This window comes from Anaerococcus murdochii, assembly GCF_019957155.1.
In the GTDB taxonomy this organism is placed as follows: Bacteria; Bacillota; Clostridia; order Tissierellales; family Peptoniphilaceae; genus Anaerococcus; species Anaerococcus murdochii.
Map to the genome: position 1 here is coordinate 1,878,868 of NZ_JAIPME010000002.1, position 24,709 is coordinate 1,903,576.

At 33.1% G+C, this 24,709-nt stretch carries 21 protein-coding genes; 6 read left to right on the forward strand and 15 right to left on the reverse strand.

What is annotated here, in order from left to right; all coding sequences use genetic code 11:
- Positions 1 to 266: 266 nt before the first annotated feature.
- The 4 genes from nifJ to K8P03_RS09525 all read right to left on the reverse strand — a co-directional run bounded on the left by nifJ (position 267) and on the right by K8P03_RS09525 (position 8,545).
- Positions 267 to 3,791, reverse strand: a complete 3,525-nt coding sequence (nifJ, locus tag K8P03_RS09510; protein WP_223420447.1) for a pyruvate:ferredoxin (flavodoxin) oxidoreductase — start codon at positions 3,789 to 3,791, stop codon at positions 267 to 269.
- A gap of 132 nt (positions 3,792 to 3,923) precedes the next feature.
- Positions 3,924 to 4,925, reverse strand: a complete 1,002-nt coding sequence (gene hprK, locus K8P03_RS09515; RefSeq protein WP_223420448.1) for an HPr(Ser) kinase/phosphatase — start codon at positions 4,923 to 4,925, stop codon at positions 3,924 to 3,926.
- A 3-nt stretch (positions 4,926 to 4,928) separates the two neighbouring features.
- Positions 4,929 to 6,779 carry an excinuclease ABC subunit UvrC gene (gene uvrC / locus K8P03_RS09520; protein WP_223420449.1) on the reverse strand — a complete coding sequence of 617 codons (1,851 nt, stop codon included), beginning with the start codon at positions 6,777 to 6,779 and terminating at the stop codon, positions 4,929 to 4,931.
- Positions 6,776 to 8,545: an aminopeptidase P family protein gene (locus tag K8P03_RS09525; RefSeq protein WP_223420450.1), complete on the reverse strand. Its 1,770-nt coding sequence runs from the start codon at positions 8,543 to 8,545 to the stop codon at positions 6,776 to 6,778. The genes uvrC and K8P03_RS09525 overlap by 4 nt, the downstream gene beginning before the upstream one ends.
- Positions 8,546 to 8,742: 197 nt before the next feature.
- Between K8P03_RS09525 and ychF the strand changes: the two genes are divergently transcribed.
- The gene (gene ychF / locus K8P03_RS09530; RefSeq protein ID WP_223420451.1) at positions 8,743 to 9,840 is read left to right on the forward strand and encodes a redox-regulated ATPase YchF; all 1,098 of its coding nucleotides are present in this window, start codon (positions 8,743 to 8,745) and stop codon (positions 9,838 to 9,840) included.
- Positions 9,833 to 10,459 carry a thymidine kinase gene (locus tag K8P03_RS09535; protein ID WP_223420452.1) on the forward strand — a complete coding sequence of 209 codons (627 nt, stop codon included), beginning with the start codon at positions 9,833 to 9,835 and terminating at the stop codon, positions 10,457 to 10,459. Before ychF ends, K8P03_RS09535 begins: the two co-directional genes overlap by 8 nt.
- A 31-nt stretch (positions 10,460 to 10,490) precedes the next feature.
- Here K8P03_RS09535 and map read toward each other — a convergent pair whose 3' ends face one another.
- Together map and K8P03_RS09545 are read right to left on the reverse strand one after the other, a co-directional pair.
- The gene (gene map / locus K8P03_RS09540; protein ID WP_223420453.1) at positions 10,491 to 11,297 is read right to left on the reverse strand and encodes a type I methionyl aminopeptidase; all 807 of its coding nucleotides are present in this window, start codon (positions 11,295 to 11,297) and stop codon (positions 10,491 to 10,493) included.
- A 41-nt stretch (positions 11,298 to 11,338) separates the two neighbouring features.
- Positions 11,339 to 12,136: a nitroreductase family protein gene (locus K8P03_RS09545; protein ID WP_223420454.1), complete on the reverse strand. Its 798-nt coding sequence runs from the start codon at positions 12,134 to 12,136 to the stop codon at positions 11,339 to 11,341.
- Between the two features lie 96 nt (positions 12,137 to 12,232).
- Here K8P03_RS09545 and K8P03_RS09550 point away from each other — a divergent pair, with 96 nt between their 5' ends.
- Positions 12,233 to 14,029 (forward strand): ATP-dependent helicase, encoded by a 1,797-nt coding sequence (locus K8P03_RS09550; protein WP_223420455.1) that lies wholly within the window; start codon positions 12,233 to 12,235, stop codon positions 14,027 to 14,029.
- A gap of 56 nt (positions 14,030 to 14,085) precedes the next feature.
- Here the strand turns inward: K8P03_RS09550 and K8P03_RS09555 are convergent, their stop codons facing one another.
- The gene (locus tag K8P03_RS09555) at positions 14,086 to 15,360 is read right to left on the reverse strand and encodes a bifunctional folylpolyglutamate synthase/dihydrofolate synthase (RefSeq protein ID WP_223420456.1); all 1,275 of its coding nucleotides are present in this window, start codon (positions 15,358 to 15,360) and stop codon (positions 14,086 to 14,088) included.
- Positions 15,361 to 15,422: 62 nt separating this feature from the next.
- On the opposite strand from K8P03_RS09555, the gene K8P03_RS09560 reads away from it, so the two are divergent.
- Both K8P03_RS09560 and K8P03_RS09565 read left to right on the forward strand, forming a co-directional pair.
- A complete protein-coding gene (locus K8P03_RS09560) occupies positions 15,423 to 16,130 on the forward strand; it encodes a heparan-alpha-glucosaminide N-acetyltransferase (RefSeq protein WP_223420457.1) in 708 nt (235 codons plus the stop codon).
- Between the two features lie 82 nt (positions 16,131 to 16,212).
- A complete protein-coding gene (locus K8P03_RS09565; RefSeq protein ID WP_223420458.1) occupies positions 16,213 to 16,344 on the forward strand; it encodes a glycerol-3-phosphate transporter in 132 nt (43 codons plus the stop codon).
- 73 nt (positions 16,345 to 16,417) lie between these two features.
- On the opposite strand, the gene K8P03_RS09570 is transcribed toward K8P03_RS09565, so the two are convergent.
- From K8P03_RS09570 to K8P03_RS09605, 8 genes are read right to left on the reverse strand one after another with little or no spacing between them, the layout of a single operon-like run.
- A complete protein-coding gene (locus tag K8P03_RS09570; RefSeq protein ID WP_223420459.1) occupies positions 16,418 to 17,014 on the reverse strand; it encodes a DUF4230 domain-containing protein in 597 nt (198 codons plus the stop codon).
- Between the two features lie 54 nt (positions 17,015 to 17,068).
- On the reverse strand, positions 17,069 to 17,695 hold the full coding sequence (gene trmB / locus K8P03_RS09575) for a tRNA (guanosine(46)-N7)-methyltransferase TrmB (RefSeq protein WP_223420460.1): 627 nt from the start codon (positions 17,693 to 17,695) through the stop codon (positions 17,069 to 17,071).
- A gap of 42 nt (positions 17,696 to 17,737) precedes the next feature.
- Entirely contained in the window at positions 17,738 to 18,625 is an 888-nt protein-coding gene (locus K8P03_RS09580) for a DegV family protein (protein ID WP_223420461.1), read from the reverse strand.
- A 51-nt stretch (positions 18,626 to 18,676) separates the two neighbouring features.
- Positions 18,677 to 20,020: a branched-chain amino acid transport system II carrier protein gene (gene brnQ, locus K8P03_RS09585; RefSeq protein WP_223420462.1), complete on the reverse strand. Its 1,344-nt coding sequence runs from the start codon at positions 20,018 to 20,020 to the stop codon at positions 18,677 to 18,679.
- 56 nt (positions 20,021 to 20,076) lie between these two features.
- Entirely contained in the window at positions 20,077 to 20,427 is a 351-nt protein-coding gene (locus K8P03_RS09590; protein ID WP_223420463.1) for a Spx/MgsR family RNA polymerase-binding regulatory protein, read from the reverse strand.
- 46 nt (positions 20,428 to 20,473) lie between these two features.
- The gene (locus tag K8P03_RS09595; protein ID WP_317847416.1) at positions 20,474 to 20,785 is read right to left on the reverse strand and encodes a DUF503 domain-containing protein; all 312 of its coding nucleotides are present in this window, start codon (positions 20,783 to 20,785) and stop codon (positions 20,474 to 20,476) included.
- Positions 20,760 to 22,538: a phosphatidylglycerol lysyltransferase domain-containing protein gene (locus tag K8P03_RS09600; RefSeq protein WP_223420464.1), complete on the reverse strand. Its 1,779-nt coding sequence runs from the start codon at positions 22,536 to 22,538 to the stop codon at positions 20,760 to 20,762. Before K8P03_RS09600 ends, K8P03_RS09595 begins: the two co-directional genes overlap by 26 nt.
- Positions 22,535 to 23,236 carry an alpha/beta fold hydrolase gene (locus K8P03_RS09605; RefSeq protein ID WP_223420465.1) on the reverse strand — a complete coding sequence of 234 codons (702 nt, stop codon included), beginning with the start codon at positions 23,234 to 23,236 and terminating at the stop codon, positions 22,535 to 22,537. Before K8P03_RS09605 ends, K8P03_RS09600 begins: the two co-directional genes overlap by 4 nt.
- Before the next feature lie 96 nt (positions 23,237 to 23,332).
- Between K8P03_RS09605 and K8P03_RS09610 the strand changes: the two genes are divergently transcribed.
- Positions 23,333 to 24,700 (forward strand): leucyl aminopeptidase, encoded by a 1,368-nt coding sequence (locus K8P03_RS09610; RefSeq protein ID WP_223420466.1) that lies wholly within the window; start codon positions 23,333 to 23,335, stop codon positions 24,698 to 24,700.
- Positions 24,701 to 24,709 lie beyond the last annotated feature (9 nt).

Consider the following 24,709-nt stretch of genomic DNA (forward strand, 5'->3'; position numbering starts at 1 on the left):
ACTATAAGTATAATTAATTATATATTTTTTGTCAAGGGCATAGAAAAATATTTTCATTTTTATTCAAAACAATTTTTTGTTCGCTATTATAAGCACTTTATAAAAGAATGATTTTTATACACTTTTATATTTAAAATCATTTTTGAAGTATTAGTATATGAATAAATATGCCTATAATTAAAACTATTATGAATAATATTTTATTTCTTTAAAGTTGTACACGGTCATAAAAAGAAGCAAGCATCTGCCTGCTTCTTTATTTAAAATTATTTTCCTGCTAATCTCTTGTAGGTATTGTATCTTGCCTTTGCAGCTTTTTCTGCTTCTTCGTAAAGCTGATCAGCAGTCTCTGGGAATGATCTCTTAAGAGATGAATACCTGACCTCTCCTTGGATAAATTCTTGGAAAGATTCTGTTGGTTCCTTAGAATCTAATTGGAATGGGTTCTTACCTTCATCTTCTAATCTTGGATCATATCTCCATAGGTGCCAATAACCAGCATCTACAGCTTGTTTTTCCCTGTATTGAGATTTACCCATACCCATCCTAATTCCGTGGTTGATACATGGAGCGTAGGCGATAATGATTGATGGACCATCATAGCTTTCAGCTTCTCTCATAGCCTTCAAACATTGATTTTGATTAGCTCCCATAGCTACTTGAGCCACATAAATATATCCATAGGTTGATAACATTAGTCCAAGGTCTTTTTTCCTTACTTTCTTGCCTGAAGCTGCAAATTGTGCAACTGCCGCAAGTGGTGTTGCCTTTGAAGATTGGCCACCAGTATTTGAATAAACTTCTGTATCAAATACTAGGATATTTACATCTTCACCGCTAGCTAGAACATGGTCTACACCACCGTATCCAATATCATAGGACCAGCCATCACCACCAAAAATCCAAACAGATTTTTTGATTAGGTAGTCTTTTAAATCGTAAATTTTTTCTATAAGGTCTTGGCCTTTTTCATCGGAAACTCTTTCTTCCTTAAGTCTTAATATTTCAGCTGTTGCTTCCTTAGATCCCTTGACATCATCTTTGTTTTCAATCCATTTTTCAAAGGCTTGGTTAAGTGGAGTGTCAAGTTTAAGATCTAAGAAGTCTTTCATATATACTTCTAATAAGTATTTATTAGAGTCTGTAGCAAGTTTCATACCATAGCCGTACTCAGCATTGTCTTCAAATAAGGAGTTTGCCCATGATGGACCCTTTCCCTCACAATTTTTCGCATAAGAAACTGAAGGTGCACTTGCCCCCCAAATTGATGAACATCCTGATGCATTGGCAATTAGCATCCTATCTCCGAATAATTGGGTGATTACTGTTGCATATGGAGTTTCTCCACAACCTGCACATGCACCAGAAAATTCAAGTAGTGGTCTCTTAAATTGGCTGCCCTTTACAGAAGAATCATCCATTACATCTTCTTTATAGCCAACCACTTCATGGGCGAAAATCCAATTATCTTTTTCTTTTTCAACTTCAACTTCAAATGGTTTCATTAATAGGGCTTTTTCTGGTGCTGGACAAACATCAGCGCAGTTTCCACATCCTGTACAATCAAGTGGTGAGATTTGAATTCTGAAATCATAACCATCCATGCTCTTACCAATAGCTTTCTTTGTTTCGAATCCAGCTGGTGCCTTAGCCTTTTCTTCTTCTGTTACTAAGAATGGACGAATTACGGCGTGTGGGCATACAAATGAACATTGGTTACATTGGATACACTTATCAATTTGCCATTCTGGTACATTTAGGGCCACTCCCCTCTTTTCGTATTGGGTTGTAGCTGTTTCCCATGCACCGTTGTCAATATCTTTGAAAGCTGAAACTGGTATTTCATCTTCTTTTTGTTCTTCCATTGGTTTTACAATATTTTTAATAAAGTCTGGAAGGTCTAATTCTTTTTTATCTTCATCCTTAGCATCAAGCCAAGTTTCTGGAATTTCAATCTTTTCATAAGCGCTAGCACCCATATCTACAGCCTTGTAGTTCATGGCAACTATATCTTCACCCTTATGGCCATAAGCCTTTACTATAGAGTCTTTTAGGTATTTCATAGCGTCATCAGTATCTATAACCTTAGTTAAGTTAAAGAAAGCTGATTGCATAATCATATTGGTCCTAGAACCAAGTCCAATTTCTTCTGCTATATGGCTTGCATCAATGATATAGAAATTAATCTTGTGTTTAGCTAAATATCTCTTCATTGAACCTGGCAAGTGGTCTTCGAGTTCATCTTTTGACCAAACTGTATTTAATAAGAAAATTCCTTCATCTTTTAGTCCTGCAAGAAGGTCGTAATTAAATACATAGGCTTGTTTTGAACAGGAAATAAAATCTGCTTCATCTAATAAATAGGTTGAAAGAATTGGTTCATTACCAAATCTTAAGTGAGATACTGTTAGACCACCTGATTTTTTAGAATCGTAATCAAAGTAGGCTTGAACATACATATCAGTATTATCACCTATAATTTTGATAGCTTCCTTGTTAGCACCAACTGTACCATCAGAACCAAAGCCCCAGAACTTGCACCTTGATTGACCTTCGTGTCTGATTCTTAAGTCTGTTCTTTCGAGTGATTTGAAGGTCACATCATCGTGAATTGCAAGAGTGAAGTCTTTTTTCATTTCTCCTTTAAGATTGTCAAAAGCTGCTTCTATATCAGCTGGAATAGTATCCTTAGATCCTAGTCCAAACCTACCACCGATAATTTCCGGTTTATTTTCTTCATCATAAAAAGCTGTAACAACGTCTTTATAAAGTGGTTCGCCGTCAGCACCTTTTTCCTTGGTCCTATCAAGAACAGCAATCCTCTTAACTGTTTTTGGTATAACTTTTAATAAGTGTTCTTTAGAGAAAGGTCTAAATAGGTGAACTTCAACTAGACCAACTTTTTCACCCTTTTTCCTTAGTTCGTCAATAGTTTCCCTAATAGCTTGGCAGCCAGAACCCATGGCAATTAAGATCCTGTCTGCTTCAGGATCCCCATAATAATTAAATAAACCATAGTTTGTACCAATAAGTTCATTAATTTTATTCATATATTCTTCAACTATGCCAGGAAGTTCCTCATATATTGTATTTGAAGCTTCTGTTGCTTGGAAAAATATATTCTTCTGAGCTGTACCCATAGTTTTTGGTCTTTCTGGGTTTAGCGATGTATTTTTAAATTTCTTAACTGCTTCATAGTCAACTAATGGAGCAAGGTCTTTATAGTCCCAAACATCAATTTTTTGGATTTCGTGACTTGTTCTAAAACCATCAAAGAATTGTAAGAAAGGAATTCTAGCCTTAATTGCTGATAAATGAGCAACAGCGCCTAGGTCCATTACCTCTTGGACAGAGTTAGCTGCCATCATAGCCACACCAGTTTGTCTAACGGCCATTACGTCAGAATGATCGCCATAAATTGATAGGGCGTGAGTTGCAAGAGTCCTTGCTGCTATGTGGAATACTCCAGGCAGACGTTCTCCTGCTATCTTATACATGTTAGGAATCATAAGTAAGAGTCCCTGGCTAGATGAATATGTAGTAGTAAGGGCACCGGCTCCTAAAGCACCGTGCATAGCTCCAGCTGCTCCACCTTCTGATTCCATTTCTTTAACTATAACTTCTTTACCAAAAATATTTTTTCTTCCATTGGCTGCCCAAACATCGACGCATTCAGGCATAGGTGATGATGGTGTTATAGGAAATATAGTTGCTACTTCAGTAAATGCATAGGAAATATGAGCTGCAGCCGTATTTCCATCCATTGTTTTCTTAGCTCTTTTTATTGTCATAAATACCTTCCTTCTTTTATTTCTAAATTAAAGAAATATATATTATAGGAAAATTTATAATCCTATATTTTTATTATATAGGAAAAAGTTATCCTTTACAAATATTTATCCACAAAAAAAGGAGCTATGCTCCTATAATTCTGTTTCTTCTTCAACTCTTTCAGGATGAAAAATACTATCTGTCATCACCCTTGCAGCATTATATCCAAAAGCTTTTTCCCTTTGGTTCATGGCTGCGACTTCGATTATTAGGGCAATATTTCTACCTGCCCTAACTGGTACAACTAGGTGAGGTAGTTTAATTCCCAAAAGTTCTATATAGTGCTCATCAATACCAAGCCTATCATACTCGTAATCATCCTTCCATTGTTCTAGCTCAATCACCATATCCACTTCAGCTTGCATCTTTATAGCACCCGAACCATAAAGTCTACGAACATTTATAATCCCAAGACCCCTTAGTTCCATGAAATGCCTAATATTTTCTGGAGCTTCTCCAATGATTTTTTTATCAATAGCTGTTATGTCAACCATATCATCAGCAACTAACCTGTGGCCCCTAGCTACAAGTTCTAGAGCAGTTTCAGACTTACCAACAGATGATTTTCCCATTATTAAGACACCAATACCAAAAACTTCTAGGAGTTCACCGTGAACATTAGTTGTAGGTGCTAGTTGGTATTCTAGCTGATCAGATATATCTGAAATTAACTTTGTTGTTTTGGCAGGCGACCTCAAAAGAGTAATGTTATAATACCTAGCAAGGTCAACAATATCCTCATTTATTTCCCTATTAGAAGAAAAAATTACTGCAGGTATATCATAAGATAAGATGCCCCTAAATCTCTCATATTGCATCTTACTATCAAGACTTGTTAGATAATTATATTCAACAGTCCCAATTACTTGGAGCCTCTTATATGGAAATCTCTCCATGTAACCTGTTAGCTGAAGACCAGGCCTATTTACATCTGCATTTTCAAGGACAATCTCATCATAATCTGTAGATGAGCTTATAATTTCAAGACCCAGATTTTCCACAACTTTATATAGGTGGACTGTCTTATCACTTGCACCTGAGTTTACTTCTGTTATTTCATCGCTCTTATCTTTTATATCATTAAATTCTGTCATTAACTATCCTTTCAGCCTAAAATACTTATAGATTTCGAGTGCGGCTTCCTTTCCAACTAAAGGCACTTCCATAAGTTCTTCAACGCTTGCTTTTTTAATATTAGTTATTGTATTAAAATGCTTATACAAGTTAGCCTTGGTTTTCTTGCCTACTCCCTTAATATCGTCAAGCTCTGATTTTTTCATGGATTTTCTCATAAGAGACCTATGGTAATTTATAGCAAATCTGTGAGCTTCCTCTTGGATTTCATAGATTAATTTATAAACTGGATCTCTCCTTTTAATAGGAATTTCCTCGTTGTTATAAATTATCCCCCTAGTGGTGTGCTTATCATCTTTAACAAGGCCTGCCACTTCTATTTCAATTTCCATTTCCTTAAAAACTTCCTTGGCGATTGTCACTTGGCCTTTACCACCATCCATCAAAATCAAATCAGGAAGCTTACCAAAACCTGTGTGAGTACTTCCCTTTTCAATTTCTTTCTTTGCATTTGAAAATCTACGGGTTAAGACCTCTTTAAGTGAAGCGTAATCATTAGGTCCTTCAACAGTTTTAATCTTAAATTTCCTATATTCTTTAGGTGCTGAAATACCATTTTCAAAGACAACCATAGATCCAACAGATTGGACTCCTGAAGTATTAGAAATATCGTAAGCCTCTATCCTATTTATCTTGTCTATATTTAAAATTTCCTTTAATTGGTTAAGTCCAGAAGATTTATTTCTTTCTTTTTTATCAATTCTTTTTTCGTGTTTAATTCGCATATCTGTGGCATTTCGGCTAGCCATAGTAACAAGTTCAAATTTCTTACCCAACTTTGGTTGATGGATACTAACCTTAGATCCCTTTTTCTGACTTAAGTAGTCTGTAATAGTTTCTAAATCACTAGGCAAGCTTTGAACGAGAATTTCTTTAGGAATAAATAATAGGTCTAAATAAAATTGCTTGATAAATGAAGATATGATATCTGCTTCTTTTTCAGCAAAGTCATTTTTGATAATAAAGTGTTCCCTATCAACTATATGACCCTTTCTCATGAAAAACACTTGGACAACTATGATAGACATACCCTTGCTAAAGGCGATTATATCTACATCTTCACCTGTGGTTTCTGTGACGTATTGTCTTTCAGAAATTATAGAAAGTGCCCTATAATAATCCCTATACTTTGCGGCCATCTCGAAATTAAGCTTAGCGCTTTCTTCATTCATTTTTTGGAGAACCTTGTCAGGAATAGCCCTGTCTTTCTTATCAAGAAAATGCCTAACATCCTCCATATTTTTTAGGTATCTCTCTTCATCTTCAGCACCTATGCATGGTCCATTACACTTTTTTATAAAATAATTTAGGCATGGTCTATCGAGACTTTGACCCTTGTCGAAATTTAAATTACATGTCCTAAAGGGATAATAATCATGAAATAGATCAATAGCATCATTTACTGCATAGGCATCTGGATAAGGGCCAAAATAATCTGCCCCATCCTTATGGACTTGCCTTACCTTTTGAATTCTCGGAAATTTTTCTTTATTTATCTTTATATAGGGATATTGTTTGTCATCCCTTAAAACAATATTGTATTTGGGTCTATTTTTTTTAATTAGGTTAGACTCAAGGACCAAGGCTTCCACTTCATTTTGAACAATAATATATTCAAAATCCGCTATATGGCTAACCATGGCAAGGACCTTGGCTCCCTTGTTTTTGTTGTTGTCAAAGTACTGTCTAACCCTATTTTTTAGAGAAATAGCTTTGCCGACATAAATTATTTCGCCTTGGTCATTTCTCATTATATATACACCAGGTTTTTCTGGTAGTTCTTTTAATTTTTCTTTAAGCTCTTTACGACTCAAATTTCCTTACAACTCTCTTTCAAGTAGTCTAAGTCATGACCTTCAAGGTATGGACTTAGAAGTTCGTAGCATTTTCTGTTATAGGCATTTACCCAATCAATTTCTTCTGTACTTAGCATCTCTGTCTTTATTGGTCTAGTATCAAGAGGTACATAAGTTAAAGTTTCAAATTCCAAGAAATGACCAAATTCATTATCAAAGGCTTTTTTAACATAGGCTTCATTTTCTATCCTAATACCATGACTGTTTTCTATATAAAGGCCAGGCTCAATAGAAGTTGTCATATTTTCTACAAATTCAACTTCATTTCTTTCTGAAATTGCCTGTGGGCCTTCATGAACAGTAAGGACAAAACCAACCCCATGTCCTGTGCCGTGGAAGAAGTCCTTACCAGCCTTCCAAAGTGGATACTTGGCAATCATATCTAATCTAGAACCTTTTGTCCTATTTTTAAATTTGGCTAAAAATAGAGATAAAAATGATTTTAAAACTAGGGTGTAATCAGTCTTTTCATCTTCTCTTAGACTTCCTAAGGCAATTGTTCTAGTAATATCTGTAGTTCCTTCTTTGTAATGTCCACCTGAATCAACAAGGATTAAGCCTTCATCTCTTATAGTTTTAGAACCAGTTTTGGATGGTGCATAGTGAACTATAGCTGCATTTTCCTTATAACCTGCTATAGTTTCAAATGAATCTTCTATAAAACTTTCATTCTCAGCTCTTAAGTCATGAAGTTTATTTGATGCTACAAGCTCATTTAAAGATCCTGTTTTTGCCCCAACTTCAAGCCAGTTAAAGAATTTCACAAGGCTAACTCCGTCTAGGATATAAGCCTTTTTAATATTTTCTATCTCTGTGTCTGTCTTTACAGATTTCATGAAAGTAGTTAGATTTGTACCCTGACTTATTTTGACATTTGCATTTATAGCATCATACACGGCAACATTTGTCCTCGCAGGATCTAGGTAAATCCTGTTTTTACCTGGGATATTTTTTAATAGGGTGTAAATATAATCATAAGAATAGATTGTAATGTCATTTTCATCTAGATAATTACGTACACTTCCTTCAATCTTATCCTCATCAATGCATAGGTAAGCCTTATCTTGGGATATAAGCATATAAGAAAGAATTACAGGGTTAAAGTCAACGTCATTGCCACGAATATTTAGTAGATAACAAATATCTTCTGGTGCACCAATAAAGGTATAGTCACAACCTTTATCTAACATTTTTTCTCTTAAAATTCCTAGTTTTTCTTTAAGACTTAAGCCACAATATTTTTCGTCGTGAATCCAAGCCTTGTCTTTTGGCAATTCTGGCCTATCTTTCCAAATTTGAGAAATATAATTAAGATCTGAAACTAAGATCCTTGCTCCCATATTTTCAGATAAATCTTTATAACCTGTTACAGAATAGCATTCGCCATCAAAGCCAATTTTCCCGAATTCTGCTATATTTTCATCTAAGTATTCTAAGATTGTAGGATAGCCCTCTACCCCCATCTTCATAAGCTCGAACTCAGAAGAAGCTAATTCCTTCTGGGCTTGGAGAAAATATCTAGAATCTGTCCAGAGTCTTGCCTCTTTTAATGTAATAACAGCTGTTCCTGCAGAACCAGTAAAACCTGAAATAAATTCTCTAGTTTTGTAATGATCAGCCAAATACTCTGATTGATGAGGATCAGAACTTGCAACTATATAAGCATCAATTTTTCTATCTTTCATCAAAGATCTTAATTCTTCTAATCTTTTATTTATATTCATCCTTATCTCCTAATCATTAAATTGGGCAAATTTTCCTTGCCATATGTCTTAATAATATTTTATCATAGTTTAATATTATTTCTATATACAATTATACCAGACTTAAGTCTTATTATAAGCATGAATTTGATTGATTTTTTCTTTAAATCCATTATAATATAAGCGTTATAAAAATTAAAAAAGAGAGAGTGAATAAGATGAAACTAGGAATTGTCGGCCTACCTAATGTTGGCAAATCAACATTATTTAACGCCATAACAAAAGCAGGTGCCCTTGTGGCAAACTATCCATTTGCTACTATTGACCCTAATGTGGGTCTAGTTAATGTGCCTGATGAGAGATTAAATGTTCTATCTGAAATGAGTAAATCTAAAAAGATTGTTCCAGCTGTTGTTGAATTTTACGATATAGCTGGTCTTGTAAAGGGTGCTAGCAAGGGTGAAGGACTTGGAAATAAGTTCTTATCAAATATTAGAGAAACTGATGCTATCGTTGAAGTTTTAAGGTGTTTTGATGACCCAAATGTAACCCACGTTGACGGTTCTGTTGATCCATTAAGGGATATTGAAACAATAAATTTAGAACTTATCTTATCTGACCTTGAACTTGTTGATAAGGTTTTGGAAAAGAAAAGAAAAGTTGCTAGAGCTGATAAAAGTGCTAGAGCAGAAGTTGAAGTTTTAGAAAAAATAGTAGCTGTCCTTGAAGAAGGCAAGTCTGCAAGGATTCTTGACCTAAATGAAGAAGAAAAAAAACTCTTAAGGTCTTACCAACTTTTGTCAACCAAACCTATCATTTATGTATGTAATGTTAACGAAGAAGACGCCGCAGATGATGGTGCTAGCAACAAATACGTAGAAATCGTAAAAAATTTTGCCAAAAACGAAGGTGCAGAAGTTTCTGTAGTATCTGCCAAAATTGAACAAGAAATATCAGAGCTTGAAACCGAAGAAGAACGAGCAGAGTTCTTAGAAATGATTGGATTGACTGAATCTGGCACAGATAGGGTAATAAAGGATTCTTACAAGACTTTAAACCTTATTTCCTACCTAACAACTGGTGAAGTTGAGACTCGTGCTTGGACAATTACTAAGGGAACTCGTGCCCAAGATGCTGCAGGTAAAATCCACTCAGACATAGCTCGTGGTTTTATCATGGCAGATATTGTTTCCTATGATGATTTAGTGGCAGCAGGAAGTGAGGCCAAGGCTAAGGAAGCTGGCAAACTCCGCATGGAAGGCAAGGACTACATCATGCAAGATGGCGATGTAGTGGAATTTAAGTTTAATGTATAAAAAAATGATTAAAAAGCAGGGCAAACTTATAGTTCACACAGGGTCAATGTTTTCTGGCAAAACTACTTCCCTATGGAGAGAACTTTACAGAATGACCATTGCAAATTATAAAACTGTTGCCTTTAAACCAGCTGTTGATAACAGAGATAGCGATAAAAAAATTGTCTCTCACGACAACCTATCCCTTGATGCAATTAAGATTGAAAACCTCAATGAAATAATAGACTATGTTAAGAAAAATGAAATTGATGCCATCGGCATCGATGAACTCCAATTTTTCCCTAATGAACCTAGCGAAGTTGTGGATATTTTCAATAAACTTATGGCTAAAAACATCACTATTGTTGTATCAGGGCTTGATATGGATTATAAAACAAAACCATTTGAGATAATAAAGGAAATAATGCCTCTGGCAGATGAGCTGATTAAGCACCACGCCATCTGTGCTTCATGTGGTGAGGATGCTTGGGCATCCTACAGGAAATCCACTGATGATTCCAGGATTCAAATAGGATCTGAAGATGTATATGAACCTTTGTGCAGATCTTGTTATAATGAAAAAATGAGTGAAAGAGAAAAAACTAAAAACCAAATTCAACTTGATTTGGACAAGCAATAAAAAATCTACCCTTGATGGGTAGATTTTTTTCTTAAAATTTATAGTTCTTAATAAATTCTAAATCTTCTTCTGTTAATTTATATAAACTTTGATTTGTAATTATTTCTGGGCCATCATCATGGATAATGAGTTGGTGTTCAAATTGACTAACTTTTGAGCCGTCAACAGTTCTTGCTGTCCATCCATTATCATCAAGCTTCATATGCCAATCTCCAAGGGCAATCATTGGCTCAATAGTAAAGACCATACCAGCTTCTATCCTTGGTCCCCTACCAGCCTTGCCGTAATGTGGAACTTGTGGGTCTTCGTGCATTTCCTTACCAATTCCGTGTCCGATAAAGTCACGAATTACAGAAAATCCATTTTCACCTTCTACATATTCCTGAATTGCAGCACCAATATCACCAATCCTATTGCCAGGAATTGCAACTTTAACAGCCCTATTTAAGGCTTCTAGGTTTACGTCAACCAGTCTTTGGTCTTCTTCGCTCATCTTGCCTATGGTGTAGGTCCAGCATGAATCAGCAAGGCCACCGTCAAGGTTAACTACATTATCTATTGATAAAATATCCCCTTCCCTAAGAGGTCTATCGTTTGGATAGCCGTGGCAAATCTCATCATTAACTGATGTGCATAAGGTAAATGGAAATCCTTGGTAGCCAAGCTGAGCAGGTATTGCCTTTTTATGATTAACGATAAATTTATTAGCAAATTTATCAAGGTCATTAGTTGTTAGGTCTGGTCTGATTACTTCTTTTAAGGCAAGATGGGTTTGACATAAAACCTCAGCTGCCTTTCTCATTTTTTCAAAATATGTTTCGTTGTAAATTCTAATCAATATTTCACTCTCCTAAAAAGGACGCCTTGGCGCCCTTTATCTTATAGTTGTTTGCTTGCTATATAGACGTATTTGTCATCATTAATTTCTGGTTTTATATCCCATTTTGATCCCATAGAGATAGATTCACCAAGCTTATCAAGGTAGTACATGATAATACCTGCGTCAAGTAAATTTACTTCTCCCTTGTAATCTTCGATATAAAGTTTAATTAAATCATCAACTAGAACAAATCTCCAAGGTTGAGCGTTGTAAGCTGATGGTGCAAATCTTGCATAGGCAAAAATTTCATCTAGACCTCTTTGTTCAAGGTCTTCATTCGTAGCTTTTTTACCAATTTGGTCTATAAATACAAATTCACCTATACCCTTCCTGTCATCGAATTGGTGTTCTCTAACAGTTTCATCTACAGGATAACCTATAGCAAGAAGAAGTCTAACTTGTCCTTTATCATAATCAAAAGCAGCTTTTTTTACAGAATCTTCCACATCTGCTACTGTTATCCAGCAATTGCCAATTCCCATCTTGTCTAATTCTGTAATTATTTCTTCAACACCATAAGCGCCCTTAACAATACTTGCAGGATCATCATTTAGGATATTTAAGGCAAGGTAAGCTGGAGCCTTAATCATAACTCCTTTGTAACCGGCCTTTCCTTCTAGGGCCTTGAAAACTTTTTCTCCATCAGTTTGAACTATAAAAGCTAGGTCATCCTTACCTAATTTTATAATTTCTGAATCAATTATCTTATCGAGTTTTTCTAGATCTGCTTTTTTAAGATCCATATCTTTGAAATCTCTTGTTGAAGTTCTAGATTTTAAAAATTGTGTTGTAAGCATATTTTCCCCCATATTTTTATTCTACTTCTATTATTATACTATTCCTATCTACTATTTTATCATATTTTTCAAAAAAATATATGGTATCATGATAATATGATATTAACAGATGTACAAAATAAGGCAGCAAACTTCGTAGATGGACCATCCCTAGTCCTTGCAGTGCCAGGTGCTGGCAAAACTACAATGCTCCTTGAAAGAATCAATAATTTAAGTAAATCTATCCCACAAAATAAGATTTTAACCTTAACCTTTTCGAGGACTCAGGCAATCGATATGAAAAATCGCTTTGGATCTGATGATACAAACATAATGACTATCCACGCTTTTTGCTACCTAATTATAAGAAATTATTTAAAAAAATTTCATAGAGAATTAAGACTACTTGAATCAACGGATGCCTATAATAAATACGACCTAGTAAGACGTATCTACCAGGATATTAATGATAAAAAAGTTTCAAGAGAAGATGTTTTGACATTTTTTACAGAAACATCCTACATGAAAAATGCAATGCTTGATGAATCTTATCTTCAAAAAGTTAGGATTAAAAATATAGAAAAAGTCTATGAAGTCTATGAAGATTTTAAAAAATCAAATAACTACATAGACTTTGATGATATGCAGACTATTGCCCTTAAACTCCTTGATGAAAATCCGAGACTTTTAAAATCGATCCAACACAAGTACCAATACTTTCAATTAGACGAAGGTCAGGACACCTCCCTCTTGCAATTTGAAATTTTAAATCGAATCGTAAGCCTAAATAATAATTTAATGGTGGTTGCTGATGACGACCAATCAATCTATTCTTTTAGGGCAGCGAATCCAGATTATCTCTTAAATTTTAAGAATTATTATCCGGGTGCCGAAATTTTTATTATGAATGAAAATCATAGGTCAAGCAAAAATATAGCAAGGCTTGCTGGAGAATTTATTAAATATAATAATTTTCGTTATAAAAAAAATCTTATCAGTAAAAAAGAAGAAGGAGAAAGAGTTCTTATAAAAACTCTAAAAGATGCTTATGATCAGTATGATTTTATCAAGAAGAATATAGATCTCTCAAAGTCAAATTCGATTTTATTTCGAAATAATATTTCTGCCATCAACCTAGTGACTTTCCTGCTTGAAGACGGGATTGACTTTACTATTAACGATGATTTTTTGGATTTTTTCAAATCTCAAATCATCGATGATTTCTTCGATATAATCAAGTTTTCAGATGATTTTACGAATGTAGAGGCCTTTGAAAATATTTATTACAAGATAAGGACCTTTCTCAAAAAAACTGAAGTAGAAAAACTTAGAACGAAACCTATAAACCAAGATATTTTTGATTTTTTCTACGAAATTTTAGATTATGACAGGAAAAAATCTCTTTATGATATAGAGAAAAAACTTATTCATATACGTAAACTTCCTCTATCAAGGAAAATTTCCTACATTTACAAATACCTTGGTTACAAGGAGTACTCATCTCTGAAGGCAAATAAATTTGCTGAAGAAGTTATCAATAAGGATCTCTTTGTTGAGAGTTTAGTAAATTTCACCAAAGATATTAACTCTATGGTAGAATTTGATGACAAAATACTAAAGCTTAAGAAAAAAATAAGGTTAATGCCACAATCTAACCTTGTTCTTCAAACTATACACAGATCAAAGGGGCTAGAATACGACAGTGTATTTATTGTTGATATGAACAAAAACGAGTTTCCAATCATCGATTATGAACAAAATCCTGAAAAAAGCTTAGAAGAAGAACGAAGGGTCTTTTATGTTGGCATGACTAGAGCTAAAGAAAAACTATTTATCCTTTCTACCAAAAAGAGAAATAGCAAAAAAACTTTACCTTCAGAATTTTATACAACTGTAAAATATTTAAATAAATAAAAAATCGTCCTCAGAATTTATCTTCGGACGATTTTTCTATGATGTATTTTAATATTTTATTTTTCTATAAATGATAATATTTTACCCACAAGATAAAGAGACCCACACCAAAGAACCAAATCTTTTTCTCCTGCTTGTTTTAAAGAATATTCATAAGCTTTTTTGTTATCTTCAATAATTACAATGTCTGAAGCAAAATCACTAGCTTCTTTTTTTATTTCTTTTGTATCAAGAGCTCTTGGATTTTCATCTATAAAAGTTATGATTAGCTTGTCAGAAAGACTTGCAATCTCTTTTATTATATCCTTATGGTCCTTATCTTTTAAGATTGAAAAACCAACAATTAACTTGTCGTAGTCAAAATTTTTAAGACTTTCTAAAAGTGCATCTATTGATTCCTTGTTATGAGACCCATCTAGGAGGACTCTTGGATTTGTGCTTACTAAATCAAGCCTTCCAGGATTATAAGTTTCCTTTATCCCATCTTTTATATCTTCTTCACTAAGATTAAAGTCATCTTTAAAATAATCTAAAACCATAAGGGCTAGGCTAGCGTTGTAAATTTGGTGTTTTCCTCGGAGACTTGTTTGTATATCCTTGTAAGATTTAAAATCAAAAATATTTCCCTTATTAGAAATTTCTTTTATTTTTATCTCATTTTTATTAAAGGTAAATAATTCTGAATCCTCTACCTTAGCTTTTTCTTTTATAACTTCAAAAGCTTTCTCGCTGGTTTGTGGATAAACAAAAACAGGACGATTCTTTTTTATAATACCTGCCTTATTTGCAGCAATTTCTTCAATAGTTGATCCTAAAACATTCATATGGTCCATAGAAATTGAGCAAATTACAGATGCAATAGGACTTTTGATAATGTTAGTAGAATCAAGACTACCACCAAGACCTACTTCAATCACTGCTACATCTACCTTTTGCTCATAAAAATATAGATAAACCATAGCTGTAAGAAATTCAAAATAAGTAATATGGTAACCTTCTTTATCACATTTTTCAGCTACAGGGCGGATCCTATCCATAAGGTCACAAAAATCTTCATCGCTTATATCGACCCCATTGATTGAAATTTCTTCATTTATCTTAACCATGTAAGGAGAAGTAAAAATTCCGCACTTAAGATTTTTTGAAAGAACATTAGCAAGCATCTTTGCTGTAGAACCTTTGCCATTTGTCCCTGCAACATGATTTACTTTTATCTTATCCTGAGGGTTGCCAAAGGCTTCCATTACTCTTATAATATTTCTAAGGGTATGGTCTTCCCCTGAAGATCCTCTCCCATATAAATAATCTAAATAATCATCAAAATTTTTCATATTTCCTCCAGAAACTTTATAAGATTATTTTACCATATGTTATAATAAAGACAGGAGATTTTATGAAAAGAATACAAATAATAGACACTTTTAGAGGCTTTACAATAATTTCGATGGTCCTCTTTCACTTATTTTACAATATAAACTTCTATTGGACCTTGGATTTTTATAACGGAACGGTTTTTAATAGGATTTGGCAACTCTCAATTGCCATCTCATTTTTTACCATATCTGGAATTACATCTAGTTTCTTAAGTCCAAGGAAGAATATCAAAAGAGGTCTAATAACAAGTTTAATCGGTTTTACAATAACCATAATAACCTATCTTTTTGCTAAAGAACAGTTAATAATATGGGGAGTTTTAAATGGTCTGGGTCTATCAATGATAATCGCTGGTTTGATACAAAATTCAATTAGCCCTAAACTTTGGCCAGTATTGATTCTTGCCTTTGCCTTTTCTTATAAGATTCCTGCTGGAATTTTATATGGTAATAGTTTTTTTAATGGTCTTTACAATATGAATTTATTCCCTCTTGGCTTTCCATCATTTGACTTTTATTCAAATGACTACTTTCCATTAATTCCTTGGCTTTTTGCATTTTTAGGAGGCCTTTCATTAGGAAAATTTTTGCAGACTAAAAATTTTTACGATTTTGATATAAAAGAAAATTTGCTAGGAAAAATCGGTAGATATTCAATGCCAATATATCTCACCCACCAAATAATCCTCTATCCCTTGGTTAGCCTAATCTATAAGTTAACTTTGTGATGTAAGTTGATTTTTATCCATATAGGCTTACAATAATATATAATTAAATACAATAACAGAAAATTTATGTGGAGGAAAATTTATGGACCGTATAAAAAAATATAAAGAAGACTACCCAGCATCTTATTTTATACTTGCATCTATCATAACCCTCGTTCTAGTTTATAAGTTTGGTTATGCAATAGGAAAATTTGTAGCGAATCTCGGATTCTAGCTATTTCTTTAAAAGAATAACTGTGATATACAAATAAAAATGCCCTTAGAATCTATATTCTAAGAGCGTTTTTTTAGTTAAATTCAATTGTGTATTCTTCTAATAATGGGTTTATCTTTAGGATTTCTATTATAGCTTCCTTGGTTTTCTCGTCAGCTTCTTCTAAAAATCCCTTTTCTTCAAGTTCTTTTTCGACCTTTTTCATTTCGTCTTTCCTAAAGTCAGAAAAATCCTTAACTTCTAGTTGATTGAATATTGAGTGTTTCTCATCAAAAATTGTTAATGAATCTTCGTTAATTACGTGATTTAAAATTTCTGCATGTGGAATTTGGATATTGATTTTTTTATCAGCCTCATTTAGACTAACCTTAGCTTCTTCGAGATTAATCCCAGCATTTACCTCGCCGTCATAAGAAATTATAAATTTCTTCTGGGTAAAAGGTAATTTCATTCCATAAAACTCTTGTTGGTTTTCAAAAGATCCTACATTTGTGTATTTATACTTAAGTGTTGTCAATTCCTTAACCGAAAGAATTTGATTTTTTATAATATCTGATGAAACCTTTGTCTCTGTTTTTAATAAGCCACCTTTCATACCAATAAAATATGATCCGAAAATTATTACTATAAGAGCCAAAAGTCCAAAAAACATTTTTTTAGCTTTTTTCATTTTTTCTCCTTGAATTTGTATTTACTTAAACTTTACTTTATTTTTCTTAATATTCTATTTAAATTTTGCTATTAAATGAAAAATCGGCATATTTCTATTTCTAAATTTTCTCTCGTACTCAGTTACAATAGAATTTTCCTCAGCAAGGTCTCTGTCAACTTCAATTATTTCCATACCAAAGTCTTCCATGTAGGCTAGGCTGGCATCAAAAAAGTCTTCATTATCGGTCTTAAGCTCAATTTCTGCCCCCCTTTTACAAATAACTTGGTATAATTTCAGAAAGTTTTCATGAGAAAGTCGTCTTTTGTTGTGGCGTTTTTTAGGCCATGGGGTTGAGAAATTCAAATAAATCTTTGATATTTCACCGTCTTCAAACATATCGAGAAGTTCTTCTGCCTTGCCAACAATTCCGTAAACATTTGAAAGCTCTTCTTCTTCAATTTTTTCACAAGCACTTACAAAGGCGTTTGTATTCATTTCAAGTGCAAGGTAATTTATATCAGGATTTTTCTCTGCTTTATTTACTATAAAATCTCCTTTACCTGCTCCAATTTCAAGTTCTATTTCATTATTATTTCTAAATATATCATGCCAATTTCCCTTATAATTTTTTGCTTCAAAAATTATGTAATCACTTTCTTGCATTTTTGGTATGGCATGCGGTTTGTGTCTTAGTCTCATATATCTCCTTACAAAAAAAGAAAGCCGCATAAGCGACTATCCTTATTCATCTTTTTCTTTTCCCCAGAAGCCAGCGCCAACAAGTCCTGGTCCTACGTGACTTCCTACAGTCGTTCCTATTTCATATATTTTAATTTCACCTGAATAATCATCAAGTTCGTCTAAAAGTCTTTCTCTAAGATCTTCAGCATCTTCTGGAGCATAGGCATGGACAATGTAGATTTCGTTTTTGTATGGGAAATCTCTTATCAAACGATCAGATATTTTATTAACCAAGGCCTTCATAGCTTTTTTCTTAGTCCTTATCTTGTCTCTAACAACTATCTCACCTTTTGTATTAGTATCCATTATTGGACAAATATTCAAAAGATTGCCGAAAGAGCCTGCAGCCTTAGATACCCTGCCGCCTCTTACAAGGTATGTTAAATCAGAAGTAAAGAAAATAGAATTTACCTTATACCTATTTTCCATTCCCCAATTATATACTTCCTCAATTGAAAATCCTTCTTTTCGCATCTCATTTAATCCAAGAACAAAAAGTCCTTCACATGAAGTAGCTGTCAAACTATCTAGAATATAAATCTTTCTATCTGGATATTTTTCTTCAAGTTTTTCTTGGGCCATATAGGCTTGCTGGACCCCTCCAGTAAGGCCTGACGATAGGGTAACGTGAAGTATATCCTTGTCTTCTTCAAGTAATTTCTCAAAAAATTCTATATACTTTATATAGGTTATTTGACTCGTCCTTGCAATAGCACCGTCATTTAATTTTTGATAAAAGTCATTTAATTTTACCGTAAGACCTAAATCATCAATATAATCAACATCATCTATTTGAAAAGGAAATCCTTTCCATTTTATATTTTCTTTTTCGAGCACTTCTCTTGGGATATCAACAGTAGAGCTTGCGCTCAGTATAAAATCACTCATATTAACCTCTCAAAAAATCTAATAAGTATCATACTTTTTATTAATTTTAATTCAATTTAAAGCGCGTTTCTTATCAATTATTAGTGCAATTCCTAAAGCAAGCAAGCTTGGTAAAATCCATGCAAAACCTATATCATAACCCGGAAGAATCTCACTTGATATATCAATAACTTTTGCCACATAACTTGACTTACTGATAAAGTCAGGACTTGCCTTCAAAAAGTCTAAAAAAGCAAATAATGCGGTAATTCCTAGGCTCACTTGATATACAAATTTTCTCTTTCCTATAAATATTGAAATTATAGAAAGACCTATCAATACTATTGATATTGGATAAATAAACATAAGCACTGGCAAAGACAAGGCTATTATTTGTTTAAGGCCCAAATTAGCTATCAATAGCGAAACAAAGGAAAATATTATACAATATGACTTGTACGAAAGTCTATTTTTAAACATCTCTTCAAACATCTCAGAGCATGCGGATACAAGACCAATTGCTGTTTTTAAACATGCCACAAATACAATTATCGAAAGTAGAATGTGGCCAAGATTTCCTAGATAGTGTTCAGAAATATTTGATAAAATAACAGCCCCATTTTCGTACTGATCTAATATGTTTGCAGAAGCTCCACCCATATAGGAAAGACCTGCATATATTAGTGACATCGCAAAAAGACAAACAATACCTGACTTTAATGTCTCAAGAGCCATTGATTTTTTATCTGTTACTCCAAACTCTTTTATATTTGATATAATAATAATCGCAAAGGCTAAACCAGCTGGAGCATCTAAAGTATTATAACCATCAACAATACCCACTGGTATAGGGTTCTTTGAATACTTAAGGTCTGGGGATGATATTCCTACTGGACCCATAGGTCTAAAAATAGTTAAAACTAATAAAAATGACAACAGAATTAAAAATAATGGTGTCATAAATTTTCCAATAGTATCAATAAGTTTTGCTTTTTTGATTGAAAAATACAAAACTAAGGCAAAAAATACCAAGGAAAAAATCAAGAGTCCAAATGAATTGTAAAAACTCTCATTACCTTCAAAAACAACCTCGTATGTAGTCGTAGCTGTCCTTGGAATAGCAAATCCAGGGCCTATTGTTAGGTATAAAAGTGTTGTAAAAAAGTAGGCAAACTTTCTTCCTGCAACCTTTGATAAATCAAATAGACTCTCACTATCACTTGCTGCAGTTGCAACTACTGCAAGGATTGGCAAGCTAACAGCCGATAGCAAAAATCCTATAGTTACTAACGAAATATTGGCTCCTGATCTTTGGCCTAATTCTAGTGGGAAAATCAAGTTTCCAGCACCAAAAAATAAACCAAATAACAAGGAGCCAATTAATAAGTTTTCTGATAAAGTTAATTTTTTTCTCATATCTAACCCCTAAAGTTTTTAATATGATACACCTTTATCAGTCATTTTGCAATGTTTTATAAGGCTTCAACGTATTTCCTAACGTCAGGACCAACAAGAATTTGTCCATCATCTAAAAATAGAATTGGCCTTTTTACAAGCATTCCATCAGTGGCAAGCTTTTCGTATTTCTCATCAAGGCTCATTTCATCAAGCTTATCTTTGAGATTTTCATTCCTATAAATCATACCAGAAGTATTAAAAAATCTCCTTATATCATAATCTGTAGCCTCGTGCCATTTTTTGATTTCTTCCTTGGTCGGATTTTCTTCCTTAATGTCTCTTACTTCGTATTTTAAGCCTTTTTCATCCATTGTCTTTAAGACACTTTTGCAAGTTGAGCACTTGCTATAACAAATTATTTTCATATTTCCTCCTATGATTCAATCTTTTTTATAATTACCCCAAGTTAGCTTATAATAATCTCTGTATATTTTCTTCTAGGATTTCAACCTGATAATTCTCCTCTATCCTTTTTATGACTTTTTCTAAAAGAGATTTTGAAAAGTCATTGTCGTTTGAAACAGATACAAAAGCAAGACTTGCCATATTTACAAATTCATGGTCACTAACTTCAGATGCAGATATAGACAAATTATTCCTAGCATAGTCTAAAATACTTTTTACAGTTCTCCTCTTATCCTTAAGCGAGAAACTATCATAAATTTTTATTCTTACTTCTAATAAATATAAATAAATTTTAATCCTCCTTAATTTTTCCCTTATCTGCTGCGATTATAGCAAGTATAGATGTAATTATAAAATTCCCTTTTGCGAAACAAGTGTATCTGCTTTCCCATTTTGTAGCATATTTTGATTTATAATTACGAAGCCCCTTAAAAGGATAAAGACTATCTGCGTATTTAAATATGAAAGATGCTATTCTTTCAGAAAGATAAGCTGATTTATAAATTCCTACATTTGAAAGAGGAGCCATGCCAAGATTAAAATACTTAAAGCCATTATCTTGAGCATAAATAAACAAGTTTAAAAATAAATAATCCATCATGGAATTAACATTCATATCCGTATCATAACGCATAAGGTCTATTGTCATGATATTTGCATCGTAATTTGGCATTAGACTAGTGAAGGCTGTTATTTCTTCATTTTGATCAAGAACCAGCGCAAGACTCGAATTATTCAAATAATCCCTGTCAAAAAATCCCATTGTAAAGCCCTTTTCTTCACGTCCTTTTAGCCACTTATCTGAAATTATCTCTAATCTATCTAAAGTTTTTTCATCATAAGGAGGATTTACAATCTTAAACTCATATCCATCCTTTTCAAACCTATTTAAAATATTTCTAAGACTTGACTTTTTCCTTCCAGCTAAGCTAAATTCATCCAGATCTAAGAAGGCATTTTCACCAAACTTCATAAAGTCATATCCATAATCATGGAGCATAAGAGTAAAATCTCTTCTAACTTCATAAAAAATTGGATTTAATGATAAGACTTGGCATTTATTTATAAAATCATTTAGGCCTTCCTCAAGATATTCACTTTTTCCAATTGGCTCTCCCATTACAATTATCTTATTATTTACAATTTGGTAGGTAAAGGCTAAGACTTTTCTATTTTCTTTTTCATAATAATAGATGTATTTATCACCCAAAAGGCCAAGACCTGCTGAAGTTGATGAATTCTCATTATTAGCTGATAAAAATTCCTTATATGCATCCAAATCTGGTTCGACTAAGAAATCGTCATGACCTTTCATAAACTTTAGCAAAATCCTTAAAACCAATCCCATAGCTAAAAAGGTAAGGGTAAAGAATATAGATTTATAAGCAATAGGAAAATTTGTCAGTGGCCTTGCGGCAAATGTGTTTTTAAAATACATAATGACCCAAAAACCGCCAAGGACCAAATCAATCAAGATTTCTTCAAAACTGTATATAAAACTTTTTTTGACTATGACATCCCTAGTATAGTATGCAGTCAATCCGATTATCCCGAGTGGTATCAGAGCAATTAAGGTCTCTCCTACTAGATACAAATATATTCCTGTAAACCCTAACAAAGGATAAAGGATTTTTAGAGATTTTTCCTGCCTAGAAAATGAAAACCTAGAAACAACTATAAATAAAAATCCTATCATAAGCTCGACGAAGGACCTTATAAGTCCGACTGTTACAAAAGAAAATTCGTTAAAAGGAAAATACTCTAAATATTCGCTAAAATCGGCACTTAATATAAAAGCAAGTCCATAAAATCCAATAAAGGCTGAGTTTATCTTTTGTATAGCTTCCTTGAAAAGTCTGGCTGCAGTTTCTCCGTAGGTGTCTTTTATTTTTATAAATACATCTTTAAAGTTTAAAAATACCTTAATGAAAAATCCTGAAAGAGCAAAACCAATTATAAGTCTTAAATAAATATTTAATGTAGACTTGGCCAAATAATATAACGAAAATATTATTAATATCAAAATCAAAATATTAATTAAACTTTGCCTGTATTCTTTAATTTTTTTCATATTTTTCCTTTCATAAAATCATAAACCAATTTATTAAAAATTTCTGGAGCAGTTCTTGCCAACCTGTGTCCTTGGTTTTTAAGAATAACTAGTTTTGACCCATCGACATTTTTGGCAATCTTTTTTATATGGGAAATCCTAATTAAATCTCGAGAACCAGCTATAATTAATGTATCATTTTCAATATTTCTTAGGTCATCTATATCAATTTTTAAGTCGGATAATAAAAGTCTTGCCACCCTCTTATTTCTCCTAAAAAATGGTAAAATTGTCCAAAATATATTTTCTAAAACCATAAGGACCTTAGCAGGAAAAGTAATCCCCTTAAACCTTGCATTTGGTGCATTAAGAATCATCTTATTTACGTAATTCGGATAGAGTTTATGAAATATCAAACATAAATTTGCCCCATCAGAAAAACCCAATAAACTAGCTTTTTTTATGCCAAGTTTATCATATACTTCCTTAAGGTCATTGGCTAAGAGTTCAAAATTCAACTTGCTTTTTTCATTAGTCGAAAATCCATGGTCTCTAAAATCAATCAGTATTAGATGAAAATACCTTGATAAATAACCTATCTGGTATTCAAAATAAGTCATATCACCATCATTTCCATGGAGAAGAAACAAATCATCACCCTGACCATATTCCTTATAATATATCCTTGTCTTATCCCTTAGAATTATCTCGTTTTCCATAAGAACTCCTCACCTATATTATATCCTATTATTTAGTAAAGTAATAAATAAATGAATATATTTTAAAAAATTGTATGATAAAATTAGGAGGAATATATGAGTTCTAAAATTACACATAATAACAATAATAAAATTCAATTCGCCTTTAAAAACCAAATTGAAAACAAATATTTTAAGGCTAATAAAGGTGAAATTTTTGCAAATGACGGAGTAATCTTACTTGGTCTTGGAGATGAAGATAAGCTTAATAAAGAAATTTTTAAGGAAGCTATCTGCACACTTGGTAAATTTCTTAAGGATAAAGACCTTAATGAAATTTCTATAAATGAAAATCCAACAAAGCTTGATGATAGAACATTTGCCTTAAGTCTAGTTGAAGCATTAGTAGTTTCTGCTTATGACTTTAACTTTTATAAGTCAGATAAAAAGGAAAATAAATTTGTTAATGTAAATTTTGACGAAAAATTAAACAGCTATGACAAAGAAATTGAAGAACTTATCAAGGTTCTAGACGGACAATTTTTGGCAAGAGACTTGGTAAACTTAAGGTCTAATGATATTTACCCAGAAAGTCTAGCCCAAAAAGCTAAGGAAAATCTTTCAGAACTTGGTGTAGATGTCAAAGTTTATGACAAAGATCAGATCCTTGATATGGGTCTTACAGCCTTTTATGAAGTAGCAAAAGGTTCGGATAAGGAACCTAAATTTATTGTTATGGAATACCTAAAAGGAGAACCTGGAAAAGCTCCTCTTGCTCTTGTTGGCAAAGGCCTAACCTATGACGCTGGTGGATATTCTATAAAAACATCAAAGGGAATGAAGACTATGCACACCGATATGGGTGGGGCAGGATCTGTGATTGGCGCCATGAATGCAATAGCCCTTAATGAACTAAAAGTCAATGTGGTTGCTATTGTTGCATCCTGTGAAAACCTAATTTCGGGAAGAGCCTATAAACCTGGTGATATTATAAAGGCCCGCAATGGCATGACAATTGACGTTGATAATACTGATGCTGAAGGAAGAATTACCCTCGCTGATGCTGTAAACTACGCAGCTACAGAATATAAACCAGCTATGATTGTTGATCTAGCAACCCTAACAGGCGCAGCCCTAGGTGCCCTTGGAGAAACATACACAGCCTCTATTACCAATGATGAAGATGCCTTCAGAAAAATCCTTAAGGCGAGCAAGAAAATGGATGAAAAAATTTGGCTTTTACCAAACGATCCATTCTATAAAACTTATAACGAATCAGATGATGCTGATGTTAAAAACTCTGGTGGACCACTTGCTGGTTCAATAACTGCTGGTCAATTTATAGAAAACTTTGTGGAAGGTTATCCTTGGGTACACTTAGATATAGCAGGAACCGCTCATTTATCTGCACCACAAGGTATAAATGGCAAGGGTGCAACAGGTGTCCACGTAAAAACCCTTTATGAACTAGCCAAAGAATTTTAATAAATAAAA

Excerpts from the sequence above, each read along its gene's own strand:
- K8P03_RS09550 (WP_223420455.1), top strand. The coding sequence starts at position 12,233 with ATGATATTAACAGATGTACAAAATAAGGCAGCAAACTTCGTAGATGGA.
- trmB (WP_223420460.1), bottom strand. The coding sequence starts at position 17,695 with ATGAGACTAAGACACAAACCGCATGCCATACCAAAAATGCAAGAAAGT.
- K8P03_RS09535 (WP_223420452.1), top strand. The coding sequence starts at position 9,833 with ATGTATAAAAAAATGATTAAAAAGCAGGGCAAACTTATAGTTCACACA.
- K8P03_RS09545 (WP_223420454.1), bottom strand. The coding sequence starts at position 12,136 with ATGCTTACAACACAATTTTTAAAATCTAGAACTTCAACAAGAGATTTC.
- hprK (WP_223420448.1), bottom strand. The coding sequence starts at position 4,925 with ATGACAGAATTTAATGATATAAAAGATAAGAGCGATGAAATAACAGAA.
- K8P03_RS09560 (WP_223420457.1), top strand. The coding sequence starts at position 15,423 with ATGAAAAGAATACAAATAATAGACACTTTTAGAGGCTTTACAATAATT.
- K8P03_RS09580 (WP_223420461.1), bottom strand. The coding sequence starts at position 18,625 with ATGAGTGATTTTATACTGAGCGCAAGCTCTACTGTTGATATCCCAAGA.
- K8P03_RS09605 (WP_223420465.1), bottom strand. The coding sequence starts at position 23,236 with ATGGAAAACGAGATAATTCTAAGGGATAAGACAAGGATATATTATAAG.
- K8P03_RS09600 (WP_223420464.1), bottom strand. The coding sequence starts at position 22,538 with ATGAAAAAAATTAAAGAATACAGGCAAAGTTTAATTAATATTTTGATT.
- K8P03_RS09570 (WP_223420459.1), bottom strand. The coding sequence starts at position 17,014 with ATGAAAAAAGCTAAAAAAATGTTTTTTGGACTTTTGGCTCTTATAGTA.
- nifJ (WP_223420447.1), bottom strand. The coding sequence starts at position 3,791 with ATGACAATAAAAAGAGCTAAGAAAACAATGGATGGAAATACGGCTGCA.
- K8P03_RS09610 (WP_223420466.1), top strand. The coding sequence starts at position 23,333 with ATGAGTTCTAAAATTACACATAATAACAATAATAAAATTCAATTCGCC.
- brnQ (WP_223420462.1), bottom strand. The coding sequence starts at position 20,020 with ATGAGAAAAAAATTAACTTTATCAGAAAACTTATTAATTGGCTCCTTG.
- K8P03_RS09590 (WP_223420463.1), bottom strand. The coding sequence starts at position 20,427 with ATGAAAATAATTTGTTATAGCAAGTGCTCAACTTGCAAAAGTGTCTTA.
- K8P03_RS09565 (WP_223420458.1), top strand. The coding sequence starts at position 16,213 with ATGGACCGTATAAAAAAATATAAAGAAGACTACCCAGCATCTTATTTT.
- K8P03_RS09525 (WP_223420450.1), bottom strand. The coding sequence starts at position 8,545 with ATGAATATAAATAAAAGATTAGAAGAATTAAGATCTTTGATGAAAGAT.
- K8P03_RS09555 (WP_223420456.1), bottom strand. The coding sequence starts at position 15,360 with ATGAAAAATTTTGATGATTATTTAGATTATTTATATGGGAGAGGATCT.
- ychF (WP_223420451.1), top strand. The coding sequence starts at position 8,743 with ATGAAACTAGGAATTGTCGGCCTACCTAATGTTGGCAAATCAACATTA.